This window comes from Rhodoferax sp. ZS1R25, from assembly GCF_056521335.1.
This window is the reverse complement of the sequence record NZ_JBWMAZ010000001.1, coordinates 1,173,722-1,186,778: the sequence shown is the minus strand read 5'-3', so window position 1 is coordinate 1,186,778 and position 13,057 is coordinate 1,173,722. Positions and strand designations below refer to the sequence as shown.

General features: G+C 60.4%; 14 protein-coding genes. 4 read left to right on the top strand and 10 right to left on the bottom strand.

What is annotated here, in order from left to right; translation table 11 throughout:
• Positions 1-264: 264 nt before the first annotated feature.
• The gene (locus AC097R_RS05645) at positions 265-1,308 is read right to left on the bottom strand and encodes a LacI family DNA-binding transcriptional regulator (RefSeq protein WP_479596618.1); all 1,044 of its coding nucleotides are present in this window, start codon (positions 1,306-1,308) and stop codon (positions 265-267) included.
• Between the two features lie 249 nt (positions 1,309-1,557).
• On the opposite strand from AC097R_RS05645, the gene AC097R_RS05640 reads away from it, so the two are divergent.
• The 3 genes from AC097R_RS05640 (at position 1,558) to AC097R_RS05630 (ending at position 6,019) form a co-directional block, all read left to right on the top strand.
• A complete protein-coding gene (locus AC097R_RS05640) occupies positions 1,558-3,777 on the top strand; it encodes a bifunctional diguanylate cyclase/phosphodiesterase (protein WP_479596617.1) in 2,220 nt (739 codons plus the stop codon).
• Between the two features lie 210 nt (positions 3,778-3,987).
• Positions 3,988-4,929: an RNA polymerase sigma factor RpoH gene (rpoH, locus tag AC097R_RS05635; RefSeq protein WP_479596616.1), complete on the top strand. Its 942-nt coding sequence runs from the start codon at positions 3,988-3,990 to the stop codon at positions 4,927-4,929.
• Positions 4,930-5,026: 97 nt separating this feature from the next.
• Positions 5,027-6,019, top strand: coding sequence for a Bug family tripartite tricarboxylate transporter substrate binding protein (locus AC097R_RS05630; RefSeq protein WP_479596615.1), 993 nt, complete (start codon positions 5,027-5,029; stop codon positions 6,017-6,019).
• 53 nt (positions 6,020-6,072) lie between these two features.
• Here the strand turns inward: AC097R_RS05630 and AC097R_RS05625 are convergent, their stop codons facing one another.
• The 6 genes from AC097R_RS05625 to AC097R_RS05600 form a co-directional block, all read right to left on the bottom strand.
• Positions 6,073-6,804 carry a Crp/Fnr family transcriptional regulator gene (locus tag AC097R_RS05625; RefSeq protein ID WP_479596614.1) on the bottom strand — a complete coding sequence of 244 codons (732 nt, stop codon included), beginning with the start codon at positions 6,802-6,804 and terminating at the stop codon, positions 6,073-6,075.
• Positions 6,805-6,920: 116 nt separating this feature from the next.
• Entirely contained in the window at positions 6,921-7,532 is a 612-nt protein-coding gene (locus AC097R_RS05620) for an SCO family protein (RefSeq protein WP_479596613.1), read from the bottom strand.
• A gap of 7 nt (positions 7,533-7,539) precedes the next feature.
• Positions 7,540-8,436, bottom strand: coding sequence for a heme o synthase (gene cyoE / locus AC097R_RS05615; protein WP_479596612.1), 897 nt, complete (start codon positions 8,434-8,436; stop codon positions 7,540-7,542).
• Positions 8,433-9,560: a COX15/CtaA family protein gene (locus tag AC097R_RS05610; RefSeq protein ID WP_479596611.1), complete on the bottom strand. Its 1,128-nt coding sequence runs from the start codon at positions 9,558-9,560 to the stop codon at positions 8,433-8,435. Before AC097R_RS05610 ends, cyoE begins: the two co-directional genes overlap by 4 nt.
• A gap of 18 nt (positions 9,561-9,578) precedes the next feature.
• Positions 9,579-10,268, bottom strand: a complete 690-nt coding sequence (locus AC097R_RS05605; RefSeq protein WP_479596610.1) for a hypothetical protein — start codon at positions 10,266-10,268, stop codon at positions 9,579-9,581.
• The gene (locus AC097R_RS05600) at positions 10,261-11,001 is read right to left on the bottom strand and encodes an SURF1 family protein (RefSeq protein WP_479596609.1); all 741 of its coding nucleotides are present in this window, start codon (positions 10,999-11,001) and stop codon (positions 10,261-10,263) included. The genes AC097R_RS05605 and AC097R_RS05600 overlap by 8 nt, the downstream gene beginning before the upstream one ends.
• Before the next feature lie 15 nt (positions 11,002-11,016).
• Between AC097R_RS05600 and AC097R_RS05595 the strand changes: the two genes are divergently transcribed.
• A complete protein-coding gene (locus AC097R_RS05595) occupies positions 11,017-11,238 on the top strand; it encodes a twin transmembrane helix small protein (protein WP_479596608.1) in 222 nt (73 codons plus the stop codon).
• 78 nt (positions 11,239-11,316) lie between these two features.
• On the opposite strand, the gene AC097R_RS05590 is transcribed toward AC097R_RS05595, so the two are convergent.
• The 3 genes from AC097R_RS05590 to AC097R_RS05580 are packed head-to-tail and all read right to left on the bottom strand — an operon-like array spanning position 11,317 to position 13,054.
• A complete protein-coding gene (locus AC097R_RS05590; RefSeq protein ID WP_479596607.1) occupies positions 11,317-12,198 on the bottom strand; it encodes a cytochrome c oxidase subunit 3 in 882 nt (293 codons plus the stop codon).
• A gap of 53 nt (positions 12,199-12,251) precedes the next feature.
• Complete coding sequence (locus AC097R_RS05585) at positions 12,252-12,458, bottom strand: DUF2970 domain-containing protein (RefSeq protein WP_479596606.1); 207 nt, start codon at positions 12,456-12,458, stop codon at positions 12,252-12,254.
• Positions 12,458-13,054, bottom strand: coding sequence for a cytochrome c oxidase assembly protein (locus tag AC097R_RS05580; protein WP_479596605.1), 597 nt, complete (start codon positions 13,052-13,054; stop codon positions 12,458-12,460). Before AC097R_RS05580 ends, AC097R_RS05585 begins: the two co-directional genes overlap by 1 nt.
• Positions 13,055-13,057 lie beyond the last annotated feature (3 nt).

Below are 13,057 nucleotides of genomic sequence, written 5' to 3'. Positions count from 1 at the left end.
GATTTCGCCATGCTTTCGATTGGTTTGACAGAATTTCTGATGTTTATGATTGATTTATTGATGCGGTTTACAGTTTGAAATACTAATCAGCACCAAACAATATTCAATCAGGGTATTCCCTAGGCAGCTTTACCCCCTGCGATAGAGCGCGGAGGCCACCGATTGCAGCGGCGCGCGCATCCACCCGCGTTACGGCGCAGTTGTTGGGATGCCTGGTAGGGCTAGGGGGAGGGGAGTGGCGTTGTGCACGTGAAGCACGCGCACTCAATGGTAGTTTTCGGCCGTCAGTATTTCGATACGCGGCTTGACCACCTGGAGCGCACCGCGCACGTTTTCGCACAGTCCACGCAAAACTCGGGCGGCGGTAGAAATGCAGTATTGGTTGTCTTGGTCCAGCACATATGCCACGTCACCGCGGCTTAGCAAGGTCTGATGGATGTCCGTTAAGTCGTGGACGATGACGCCCTGTTTGCGCTCCAAGCCCAGCTCTTTCAGGGCGCGCACGACACCGGAGGTGCCTGCTCCGCCACTGCCATAGATGCCCGCCAGGCTCGCAACATCCATTTCCGACTGCAGAAACTGCATCAGAACTTCGCATGTCCCGTTATCATCCAGCGGCAGATCCGGCGTGCGCATGATGTGTAGATGGGGGAAGTCCTCCTCAATGATTTGAGAAAAACCAATGCGCCGGTCGATTTCGGAACTGAGCCGTGTGGCATGCGACAACAACAACAAGGTATTCTTGGCCGGCGCGCCCGCCATACGCGCCAGCAACAAACCGGCCGTGCGGCCAGCCGCCCGGTTATCGGGCCCCACATAGACCTCGCGCATGGATCCCGCGACATCCGACAACAGGGTGACCACATGGACACCCGCTCTCACCTTTTCGTTGATCGCCTGCTTCACGGCCGGCAGGTCGGGGGCCAGTATGGCGATGCCTTCGCAGTCTTCAACCTGCATCAACTCCTGCGCAAAGCTCTCCGGATCTTCCGCATTGAAGCAGTACGTGACTTCGGTGATATTTTGGTGGCGAAACTCCCCCGCCTGTTGCGCGATTCGGCGCTCCACCATATCGACGAACTTGGCATGGCCATCCGGCAACACGTAGGCAAACCGCAGATTTTGCTGCTTGCGTGGACGACCGCGGACGACCGCGGGTGTGCCAAGGTCAGCGACAGCTTGCATCACTTTCTTTGTGGTCTCGGCGTTCACTCCTGGGCGGCCGTTCAACACGCGATCAACCGTGGCCGTGCCAACCCCAGCGCGACGCGCAATGTCAGGAATGGTGATGGGCGATGAGTTGGTCATGGAAAGCTGGCGATGGTATGGCGCAAATGTTTCAGCTTAAAGTCGAGCAATTAATTCAATCAATCTGCGAAAGGCACTGCGATACATCATATCTCCAAGTTGCACACTTTTGAGATCAGACCCATCGATCAATCACGGATCAGTGAAGACTAGGTGAAAACACTGATTGATTTAAATTTTATTTAAATCAATATAAATGCCATACTACATCAACCTATTCGATGGGGAGTTCTGCATTGGAGTGACATCATGGTCAATATTTCACTTTGGGTAGTGCTGTGTACGATGATGGGAGTGGTTTTGGTATGCGCACAATTCTGGATCCAATGGCGCGAATTGCACTCCAAACTTGGCGGTTCGGTGCAAGAGTTGAATCGCCACATCGTCCGCTTGGGCCGAGGGGATTTCTCCGGTGCAATTGCGGTCCCCCCCCGGGGCAGGCACAGCATCATGGCTGGCCTGTCTCAGGCTCAAATCAAGCTCAGCACCATTGATGCGCAGCGCAAGGACGCCGAGAGTCGAAGCCAACGCTTGACACAACTCTACGCGGCACTGAGCCAGTGCAACCAGGCAATTGTGCGCTGCAGCAACGAAATGGAATTATTCGGCAAAGTCTGTGAATTGGTCGTATGCCATGGCGGAATGAAAATGGCATGGATCGGCGCACTCAACCATGACGATCACCAGTTGGAGCCCGTTGCAGCATATGGCGCGGGCATGGAGTACTTGCAAGGCCTCCATATATCTGTAGAGGCCAATGACCCGTCATCGCACGGTCCTACCGGCACGGCATTTCGGGAGAATCGCCCCGTATGGTGCCAAGACTTTCAACATGACCCTACCACGGCACCATGGCATACGAGAGGTGCCAAGTTTGGCTGGGGAGCGGGGGCAGCATTGCCGCTTCAACGCACCAAGGGCAGCGCAATGGTTATGACCATGTATGCAGAGGCACCCAACGCCTTCGATAAGGAGGCCTGCGCTTTATTGCAGGAGATGGCCCTTGACATTGACTATGCCGTTACGGTTTTGGATCAAAAAGAGCTCCATAGACAGGCTCAGGAGCGGATTCAGTATCTCGGTCGCTTCGATGCGCTGACGGGGCTCCCCAATCGCACAGAGTGGGAGGCCCAAGCGAGCCAAGCTATTTCCTTGGTACGTCGTCAGCCAGTTCCACTAACAGTCATGTTTCTGGACCTGGACCACTTCAAGGACATTAATGACTCACTCGGCCACTGCGCTGGCGACGCATTGCTGATAGAGGTGGCCAGTCGACTACGCTTGGCTCTTCGCCGGGAGGACACGGTTTCACGCTTTGGCGGGGACGAATTTGTGTTTCTGTTGCGCGGACTAGACGCTTCGGCCGCCTCCAAGGTGGCTCAGCACCTGCTGAACGTCATCTCCGCACCGTTTTTGATTGAACATTGCGAGCTCAACATCACCGGCTCCATCGGAATTTCTATGTTTCCTGGCGATGGCGAGGATGTCTCTACACTGTGCAAAAGAGCCGACACGGCCATGTACCGGGCCAAAAAGAATGGCCGCCAGGACTATTGTTTCTTTACGACGGAGATGCAGGCACGCGCCGCACGCAACTTAAAGATAGTGAACGCACTACGCCATGCCTTGGATCATGACCAGTTGTCTCTGCACTATCAGGCACAAGTCTCACTGGCAACCGGTTGCGTTGTTGGGGCCGAAGCACTATTGCGTTGGAAACATCCCGAGTTGGGCAATGTATCACCTGCCGAATTCATCCCCGCTGCGGAAGAAAGTGGGCTGATAGTACCTATTGGGGAGTGGGTGCTACGGCAAGCCGTACGCCACGCCAACATCTGGCGCGTCAAAGGCCTCCCGACCATGGTTATCGCGGTGAATCTTTCCGCGGTTCAGTTTCGCCACCACGACATGCAAAACTTGGTCACAAAGATACTCTCAGAAGAGGATTTTCGGCCAGATTGCCTGGAGTTGGAGCTGACTGAGAGCGTTGCCATGCACGACCCACAAAGCGCTATTGCGCTCATGAATGATTTGCACCAACGAGGCATACGCATGTCTATTGACGATTTCGGCACGGGCTACTCTTCATTGAGTTATCTGAAAAAGTTCAAAGTTTGCAAACTGAAGATCGATCAATCCTTTGTGCGGGATATCGATACCGATGCAGAGGACCGGGCCATCGTCAAAGCAATCATCCAGATGGCCGGGAATTTGGGTATTCACACCATTGCAGAGGGCGTGGAGACAGCCGAGCAGTTGGCCTTCCTGCGCGAAAATGGATGCATCGAGATACAGGGCTACTTGGTCAACAAACCATTGCCCGCGGATGCATTCGAGGCATTTGTGCTGCGCTCTGTCACAACTTCAAACGCATTCTTTGCAGAAAAACAATCCGCAACTAGCTCCTTGCGTCCCACACAAACTAAGCAGGTTCGATTGCTGGAACGGGAGATCGAAGACTTCTTTTGATTAAAGGGCCGAGTGTGGTTCCACACTCGGCGATGAAATTGCTTCACTGAATTTGCGACAACTCGCGGCAGCCTCAAAGCTGTTCAACTGCCCCGCTACACAAACCACAGGCGCCAACATCCTTTTTCTATCCAGGACATTGAACTAAGCAATTAGCACTCACTCATAGAGAGTGCTAATATTTGTGATACGAACACAAGGAGGTTCTGAATGTCCGCTTTGCTTGCTACCCCCCACACCGCTCTGGCCGTGGCCAATCCGTGGTCGCTGGTGCCGCCGCTGGGGAACTTGGACGCCTATATTTCCGCCGCCAACCGCCTGCCCATGCTCACGCTGGAAGAAGAGCAGGAGTTTGCCCGCAAGTTCAAGAATGACAACGACCTTGAGGCTGCCGGTAAGTTAGTGCTCTCTCACTTGCGCCTGGTGGTGTCCGTATCCCGCCAATACCTGGGCTACGGCCTGCCCCACGGCGACCTGATCCAGGAAGGCAATGTGGGCCTGATGAAAGCCGTCAAGCGCTTTGACCCTGACCAGGGCGTGCGCCTGGTGAGCTACGCGCTGCACTGGATCAAGGCCGAGATCCACGAGTACATCCTGAAGAACTGGCGCATGGTCAAGGTGGCGACCACCAAGGCTCAGCGCAAGCTATTCTTCAACCTGCGCTCCATGAAGCAACGCTTCAAGAGCGACGATGCAGCCGCCGACCTGGGCACGCACCGCGACACGATGAACCCTGAGCAGATCAACGCCATGGCGCGTGAGCTCAACGTGAAGCCGGAAGAAGTCATTGAGATGGAAACCCGGCTGTCGGGCGGCGATGTGCTGTTGGACCCCTCGCCCTCCGACGACGGCGAAGACGCGTTTGGCCCCATCGCTTACCTGACCGACACCAACCACGAGCCTGTGGCCATGATCGAGGCACGTCAGCGCGACGTGCTGGCAACCGATGGCATTGCCACCGCGCTGAACAGCCTGGACGAGCGCAGCCGCCGTATTGTGGAAGAGCGCTGGCTCAAGGTGAATGACGACAACTCGGGCGGCATGACGCTGCACGACCTGGCCGCCGAATACGGCGTGAGCGCTGAGCGCATTCGCCAGATCGAGGTGGCAGCCATGAAGAAAATGAAGACTGCCCTGGCCGAATACGCCTGAGCACACCGCGGCGACACTTCGTGTCACGCGCTTGGTACACAATGCCCCCTGCCGGCTTCGGCCACAGGGGGCATTTTTCCGACTGGAGACTTTTTTCATGCGACGCAACGCCGCCAAGATTGCTACACTTTTTGTAGCTGCCTGCGCAATATCCACGGGGGCTATCGCCCAAAAAGACACTGAAACCACTGCACCATGGCCAAACCGGCCGCTGCGCATCATCGTGGGCTTCCCGGGCGGCTCGTCGCCGGACCTGACCGCCCGCGCCTTTGCCGACCCCCTCTCGAGGGCACTGGGCCAGCCTGTGATTGTGGAAAACAAGGTGGGGGCGGCTGGCAACATCGCGGCCGACTACGTGGCCAAGGCCACGGACGACCACACCATCGGCCTGATGATCAACGGCAACATGACGATTGCCAAGCTGCTGAACCCCAAGCTGCCCTACGACCCGCTCAAAGACCTGCAGCCCATCAGCCTGATTGGTGTCTCACCCTTGGTGCTGGTGGCGCCCTTGAATGCGCCTGGCAGCAATGCTGCCGAGTTTCTGGCGGCGGCACGCAAGTCGGGGGACAAGTGGAACTACGGCACACCCGGCGTGGGCACCGTGGGCCACCTGGGCATGGAACTGCTCAAGACCAAGACGAAGATGGCACCCCTGCATGTGCCCTACGCGGGCTACCCGCAGGTGGCTACGGCCCTGATTGCGGGTGACCTACAGCTCAGCCTGCTACCGCCCGCGCTGGCCAATGCGCAGATCAAGGCCGGCAAGCTCAAGGCCATTGGTGTGACCGCCAGTGTGCGCAGTCCGCTGGCGCCAGAGATTCCCAGCCTGTCGGAGGCGGGGGTGAAAGACTTCAATCTGGAGATCTGGAATGCTGTGGCTGCCCCCCACCACCTGCCCAAGCGCGAGGCGGTACGGCTGGCCAGCCTGTTCAGCGAGATTGCCCGCTCACCCGAGATGCGGCAAAAGCTGTTCCAACAAGGCTGGACGGTGCTGGGCACGTCGGCCGAAGGCCTGAGCAACCGCGTGAAGGCCGACACGGCCTTGCTGGGTGGCATCATCACCAGCCAAAAGATCACGATCGATTGAACTTACGCCGACAGACGCTTGCTTCATCGCCGGGCGGTCCGCTATTTCCGTGTTTATGCCGCCAGGGGCATGGGCAGCAAGCGGCGGTATTCTTTTTTGGCCGAGGCATAGCACTCGCAGGTCTGCTTTTCCAGGCGATTGCGGTCCAGCACGACGATGTGGCCGCGGTGGTAGCGAATCAGCCCGGCTTCCTGCAGTTTGTGGGCCGCGATGGTGATACCTTCGCGGCGCACGCCCAGCAGGTTGGCGGCCAGCTCGTGGGTCATGTTCATCTCGTCGGAATCCGACCGGTCCAGCCCCAGCAGCAGGCGGCGGCAAAGTTGCTGGTCAATCGAGTGGTAGCGGTTGCAGACCGCCGTTTGCGCTACCTGCCCTAGCACCGCCTGGGCGTAGCGCAGCATGAGCTTAGCAATGGCGCCGGAGCGCTCTACTTCGCTTTTGAAAAAGACGGCGCTCAGGCGCAGCGCCCTGCCCGCGCTTTGCACCACGGCCTCGCTGGGCGCCGAGCCCCCACCTAGCAGCAGGGACACCCCCACCACGCCATCGTTGCCCACCACCGCCACTTCGGCGGAGGCGCCCTCCTGCGTCAGGTACACCAGGGAGGCAATCGCAGTGGTCGGAAAGTACACATATTCGGGCGTGCTGCCTGCGGCGCAGAGCACCTGGTTCAAGGTCAGCTCCACCGGCTCCAGCTGAGCGCGCCAACGGTCAGAGTCGGCCTGGGGCAAGGCAGCCAATAGCTGGTTTTGCTGTATGTCGCCGAAATAGCGGTAGGTAGGTTGCATGAGGCTCTCCCTGTGTGGATGAATGCCTCTATGGTCTCGAATTCGGGTTACTACCGATATCAGTGGGGGCCGCTTGCTGAGGTCGGTCTAGTCCTACAAAGTACGGTACTGCGCATTCAGGATGTCTGCTTGAACAGCTGGGCGATGTCCGCCGCCAGCACCTTGGCGCCGCTGCCGTAGCGCGTGAACAGGCGCAGGCGGCCCTGGGTGTCGTACACATAGCTGCCCGCGGAGTGGTCCATGGTGTAGCTGGTGGGGGTCTTGCCGTCCACGCGCTTGTAGTAGACCTTGTAGTCCTTCGCCAGCTCGGCCAGCTTGTCGGGCGTGGTGGTGAGGGCCAAAAAAGTGGGGTCGAAGTTGCCCATGTAGCCCTTGAGCACCTCCGGCGTGTCGCGCGCCGGGTCTACGGTGACAAACAGGCCCTGCAGCCGCTCGCCGTCCTTGCCCAGCAGCTGCTTCACCTCGGCCAGCTCGGCCATGGAGGTGGGGCACACATCGGGGCATTGGGTGTAGCCGAAAAACATGACCACCACCTTGCCCTTGAAGTCCGCCAGGTGGCGCAGCTGGCCGTTATGGTCCGTCAGCGCAAAGTCCTGCGCGTAGGTGGCGCCCGTCACGTCAATGGACGCGAACACGGGCTTTTGCTCGGAACAGGCAGAAAAAAGGCTTGCAGCCCCCACAAGCATTGCGCTGGCAGCTACAAATTTAATAGCACTTCGTTTGTTCATCAGAGGCTCACAACAAGTAATGGTCCAGCAGCAGCGCGGCAAACAGCACGCTGAGGTGGATCAGGGAGAAGCGGAAGGTGGCGCGCGACAGTTCGTCCGAATAGCTGCGCAGCAAGCGCACCGCGTACCAGCAAAAGCCCAGGCTCAACACCACGGCCACCACCAGGTACAGCCACGAGCTCATGCCGTACACAAACGGCAGCAGGCAGGCCGCCAGCAGCATGAAGGTGTAGAGCAGAATTTGCAGGCGCGTGAACTCGCTGCCGTGGGTCACAGGCAGCATGGGCAGGCCGGACTTGCGGTAGTCCTCCACCCGGTACAGCGCCAGCGCCCAGAAGTGCGGCGGTGTCCACAGAAAGATGATGAGGAACAGGATGAGCGCCTCGGGGCCCACATCACCCGTCATAGCAGCCCAACCCAGCACCGGCGGCATGGCGCCCGAGGCACCGCCGATCACGATGTTCTGCGGCGTCAGCGGCTTGAGGATCACTGTGTAGACCACGGCGTAGCCCACAAAGGTCGCAAAGGTCAGCCACATGGTCAACGGATTAACCCAGACGTACAGCAGCACCGAGCCCGCAATGCACAGCGCGGCCGAGAAGATCAGGGTCTGCGTGTCGCTCAGCTCACCGCGCGCCGTGGGCCGCCAGGCGGTGCGCTTCATCTTCGCGTCAATGCCTTTTTCCACAATGCAGTTGAAGGCCGCGGCCGCACCGGCCACCAGGTAGATGCCCAGGCAGGCCACAGCCGCCAGGCCGATTTGCGGGAAGGTGGGCACGCCGGGCACGGCCAGCACCATGCCGATCAACGCGCAGAACACGATGAGCTGAATCACCCGAGGTTTGGTCAGCGCATGGAACTGGCGCAGCACCGACGGGGCAGTGGGAGAAACGTTGGCAGTCATTCAGAAATTCCAGTTGAAGAGGGCGTGGCCGCCCGGGTGCGTATCCACACCAGCGTGACCAGCAGGGCACCAGCGCCCCCGGTGTGCATCACGGCGGCCAGCAGCGGCCAGCCCAGCACCACATTGCTCAAACCCGTGGCGAGCTGCAACAGCAGCAAACAACCCAGCCAGCGCGCGGGGCGCTGCAGCGGGGGCACGCCGCGCAGCCGCAAGGCCAAACCACCCAACACCAGCACCGTAGCCCCCGCCAACAGGCGGTGCGCCCAGTGGATGGCCGTCAGCGCTTGAAAGCTGATGGGCGTGCCGTCTTGCGACAGACCCAGCGGGCGCCACAGCGTGAAGCCGCCCGCAAAGTCCATGCGGGGCCACCAGCTGTTCTGGCATTGGGGAAATTCGGTGCAGGCCAGCACCGCATAGTTGGTGCTGACCCAGGCGCCCGAGGCAGCCTGCAGTACCAGCATGGCCAGCGCCACCTTGGCAGCCAGCGCCACCCACGGCGGCACCCGTCCGGGCACGGCAGCACTGCCGCGCGCCACCTGCAAGGTCAACAAGGCCAGCAGCACATAGGCGCCCAGCAAGTGCAGGCTCACGATGGCGGGGAACAACTTCATGGTCACGGTGAGCGCACCAAACGCGCCCTGCACGCACACCCACACCAGCGTGAGCGTGGGCAGCCAGGGATTGGGCGTGGCCCACGCGGGGCGCTTGCGGCCCAGCCAGGCGGTCAGCGCCAGCACCAGAATCAAGCCCCCCACGCCCGTGGCCAGGTAGCGGTGCACCATCTCGATCCAGGCTTTGCTGTGCGTCACCGGGCCGGTAGGCATGGCCTCCTGGGCGCTGGCAATGTCGGCATGCGCACCCAGCGGGCTGGCGCTGCCGTAGCAGCCCGGCCAGTCCGGGCAGCCCAGGCCGCTGTCGGTCAGGCGGGTAAACGCGCCAAACAGGACCAGGTCGAATGTGAGGAACAAGGTGATGATGGTGAGGGCCTGAAAGCGCCCCACCGCAGGACCAGAACTGCCGCGGCCGTGGCGCAACACCACCCACAGCAGCGGGCCCGAGGCCAGCAAGGCCCCCACCAGCAGCACACGCAGCAGGGGCGAGAGATCGTACAAAGAAGCTTGCATGCGGGGCTCAGAGGGCCTTCAGCGGCCGGCTTTGTCCCACGACGCGGCAGCGCGCAGCAGGCGGTCCATGTCGCGCTTGGCTTGAGGGGCGGTTTCGGGCGTCAGGTTGGGTGGGAAGCGCATCATCAGGTTGCCGATGGGGTCGACCAAATACAGGTGCTCCTGCAGTTGGGCACCGTCTTGTGGGGGCAGCCATTGGGTCAGCGCGTCAGCGGGCAGGCGCAGCACGGTGGCTCCCTGCAAGGCGGGTCGCAGGGCCTCGGGCACAGGGGCTGCGTCGCTGATCAGCCAGACCCAGTCCACACGGTCTTTTTCCTTGCCCAGGGTTTCACGCAGCTGGCGCTGCAGGTACAGGCGCTGGGCGCAGGCGTCATCGCAGGCCGCGCCCGCCACGCTGATGAACAACCACTGGCCCTTGAGGTCGCGCAGGTTCACGGGCTTGCCGTCCAGGGCCGTACCCACCACATCGGGCAAGGGGCGCTGGGGCTCGACCAGGGCGCCAAAGTTGCGGCGTCCTTCGGGGCGCACCACGTAGTAGGTGAAGTACGAGGCCACCACGGGCGCGGCACACACCAGCATCACCAGCAGCATCTTCCAGCGGCCCAGGCGGGTGCGCACCACGGCCTGGGTCAACCCCTGGTCGGCCAGCGGCATGGAGTGCACAGTCATCCCCAGTGGGTGGTCGTCTTGGGGGTTGGCGCTAGACATGGGAATCCTTGATCACTTGAAAATACGGTCGAATTTGAAACCAGGCAAACAGCACCACGATCAGCAAAGCCAGCGCAAACCATTGCGCCGCGTAGCCATAGTGCTTGTCCACACCCAGGTTGATGGCAGGCCAGTCGCGCAGCAGCCCTTCGCTGGCCGCGCCGGTCTGCTGCAACGTGATATCGGTGCGCAGTGGCAGGCCGGTCTCGGTGCGGAACTGGTCCAGGTCGAGATTTTGCCGGATTGCGCCCAGTGCAGGCGCGCCGGGCTCGTAAAGCTTGGAAGGTGGGGGGGCAATGCGCCCATGGACCTCCACCGTCCCCACAGGGGTCGACAACGCGGGGAGTTGGGTGCGGTCCTCGAAGTTGCGCGGCAACCAGCCACGCTGCACCATGACCACGGTGTCCGAACCCGCCAACCGCAACGGCGTGAGTGCAAAGAAACCCACGCGCGCCTGCATCTGCCGGTTGTCCAAAAATACCGTGTGCTGCGGCAGCCAGGTACCGGCGAGCACCGCCGAACGGTGCACCAAGGCCTGCACCTGCGGGCCTGGGGCTGCCGCCAGCAACTCGGCGGCTGGCAGTGGCGCCAAGGCGCCCTGCTGCTCGATGGAAGCCGCCAAGGCCTCCTTTTGTGCGGCCCGGTCCAGCTGCCAGCGGCCCAGCGACACGGTCACGCCCACCCCCAGCAAGGCCGCCAGACCCACCAGCAGCAAACGGCTGCGCGCACTCATCCGATAATCCTGTTCATGACCTACCTCGTAATCTTGGCGTTCGTCGCCATTCTGGGCAGCCTGGCCACAGCGCTGTACTTCATGCTGCGCGGAGGCAAAACCGCCACCTCCAAGTCCCGCGGCATGGCCCGCGCACTGGCGTTCCGCGTGGGATTTTCCATTCTGCTGTTTGTCTGCATTCTGGTGGCCTGGCAACTGGGCTACATCCACCCCACCGGTATTCCACCGGGCCGGTGAGCCGCAAGCCCCCTCCCCCGCAGACCTCCATTAAAAAAGGCACCGCATGCGGTGCCTTTTTGTTGTGCCGTTGGCGGCTTAAAACCAGTACACCAGGATGTACAAGCCCAACCACACCACGTCCACAAAGTGCCAGTACCAGGCAGCGCCTTCAAACCCGAAATGCTTTTCGGGGGTGAAGTGCCCCTTTTGCAGGCGCAGGGTGATGAACAACAGCATCAACATGCCCACGAACACGTGGAAACCGTGGAAGCCGGTCAGCATGAAGAAAGTGGAGCCGAACACGCCGGAGCTCAACTTCAGGTTCAGCTCGGTGTAGGCCTCGTGGTACTCATAGCCTTGCAGGCACAGGAACAACACACCCAGCAGCACGGTCACCCACATGAAGCGGATGGTCTTGCTGCGGTTGCCGTCGATCAGCGCATGGTGGGCAATCGTCAGCGTCACGCCAGAAGACAGCAGCAGCGCGGTGTTGATGGTGGGAATGGGCCAAGGACCCATCGTGGCAAACGACTCGACGATGCCGCCAGGGGAAGCGGTAGCACCGGCCGCGAGGCTGGGCCACACGGCCTTGAAGTCAGGCCACAGCAGCGCATTGTCCAGGCTGCCAAGGGCAGGCACCGAGTGCGAGCGAGCCCACCACAGCGCAGTGAAGAAGGCACCGAAGAACATCACTTCAGAGAAGATGAACCAGCTCATGCTCCAGCGGAAGGAGATGTCGATCTTGCGACCGTACTGACCGCCTTCGCTTTCGCTGATCGCCTCACTAAACCATTGGTACAACACCGCCAGCCACCAGACCAAGCCCAGCGCCAAGGAGTACTTGCCCCAGTCCGCGCCATTGACCCATTGGCCTGCGCCCAGAATCACAAAGAACAGTCCGGCTGCCGCCATGACCGGGTGACGCGAAGGACCCGGTACAAAGTAGTACGGCGTGCCACCATGTGTTGTAGAACTCATTTTTGCTCCATTCCTTCTCTAATCCAAATCTCTGAAATCGGGTGGGACCTCACTCAGGAGGCCACCGCCCATTTCGCCAAACTGATCAAAATCACGACCAGCAGCAAGGCGCCAACGATGCCCACCACCACCACGTGCATGGGGTTGACCTTGGCCAGGTCATCGCGGTAGCCCTTGTTGCTGCGAATACCCAAAAAAGACCATGCCACCAGCTTCACACTGTGAAGAAACGAGGCCTTGGCGGGCACCTTCGGCGCCATCACGAACCTGCGCTTTCCAGCACCGGCACCTTCACACTGGCCACGGGCGCCGCGGGCGTTTTACCACCCACTTCGAAAAAGGTGTACGACAGCGTGATGGTGCTCACGTCCTTGGACAACTTCGGGTCAATCACAAACACCACGGGCCAGGCCTTCTTCTCACCGGGTTCCAGCGTGTACTGGTTGAAGCAGAAGCACTCCAGCTTGTTGAAGTGTGCAGAGGCTTGCAGCGGCGCATAGCTGGGAATAGCCTGGGCCGACATGCGGCGGTTCTGAATATTCTGAAACTCGTACATCACCGTGGTGATTTCACCGGGGTGCACCTGCACCGAGCGCTGCGCGGGCTTGAAATCCCAGGGGCCACGCGAGTTCGCATCGAACTCCACCGTGATGGTGCGCGAGGTATCCACCTGCGTATTCACCACATTGGCCTTTTGCCCCGACACCACCTGCTCGCCCAAGGCAAGGATGTTGATGCCGGTCATTTCACAAATACTCTTGTAAATCGGCACCAGCGCGTAACCGAAGGCGAACATGCCAACGGTGATCACCGCCAGCTTGCCCACCATCCGGGAGTTTTCGCGCTTCAGACCCATGGT

Bases quoted from the DNA above. Each gene is read 5' to 3' on its own strand.
- AC097R_RS05585 (WP_479596606.1), bottom strand. From the start codon at position 12,458: ATGGCGCCGAAGGTGCCCGCCAAGGCCTCGTTTCTTCACAGTGTGAAG.
- AC097R_RS05580 (WP_479596605.1), bottom strand. From the start codon at position 13,054: ATGGGTCTGAAGCGCGAAAACTCCCGGATGGTGGGCAAGCTGGCGGTG.
- AC097R_RS05600 (WP_479596609.1), bottom strand. From the start codon at position 11,001: ATGAGTGCGCGCAGCCGTTTGCTGCTGGTGGGTCTGGCGGCCTTGCTG.
- AC097R_RS05610 (WP_479596611.1), bottom strand. From the start codon at position 9,560: ATGCAAGCTTCTTTGTACGATCTCTCGCCCCTGCTGCGTGTGCTGCTG.
- AC097R_RS05590 (WP_479596607.1), bottom strand. From the start codon at position 12,198: ATGAGTTCTACAACACATGGTGGCACGCCGTACTACTTTGTACCGGGT.
- AC097R_RS05645 (WP_479596618.1), bottom strand. From the start codon at position 1,308: ATGACCAACTCATCGCCCATCACCATTCCTGACATTGCGCGTCGCGCT.
- cyoE (WP_479596612.1), bottom strand. From the start codon at position 8,436: ATGACTGCCAACGTTTCTCCCACTGCCCCGTCGGTGCTGCGCCAGTTC.
- AC097R_RS05620 (WP_479596613.1), bottom strand. From the start codon at position 7,532: ATGAACAAACGAAGTGCTATTAAATTTGTAGCTGCCAGCGCAATGCTT.
- AC097R_RS05605 (WP_479596610.1), bottom strand. From the start codon at position 10,268: ATGTCTAGCGCCAACCCCCAAGACGACCACCCACTGGGGATGACTGTG.
- rpoH (WP_479596616.1), top strand. From the start codon at position 3,988: ATGTCCGCTTTGCTTGCTACCCCCCACACCGCTCTGGCCGTGGCCAAT.
- AC097R_RS05630 (WP_479596615.1), top strand. From the start codon at position 5,027: ATGCGACGCAACGCCGCCAAGATTGCTACACTTTTTGTAGCTGCCTGC.
- AC097R_RS05625 (WP_479596614.1), bottom strand. From the start codon at position 6,804: ATGCAACCTACCTACCGCTATTTCGGCGACATACAGCAAAACCAGCTA.
- AC097R_RS05595 (WP_479596608.1), top strand. From the start codon at position 11,017: ATGACCTACCTCGTAATCTTGGCGTTCGTCGCCATTCTGGGCAGCCTG.
- AC097R_RS05640 (WP_479596617.1), top strand. From the start codon at position 1,558: ATGGTCAATATTTCACTTTGGGTAGTGCTGTGTACGATGATGGGAGTG.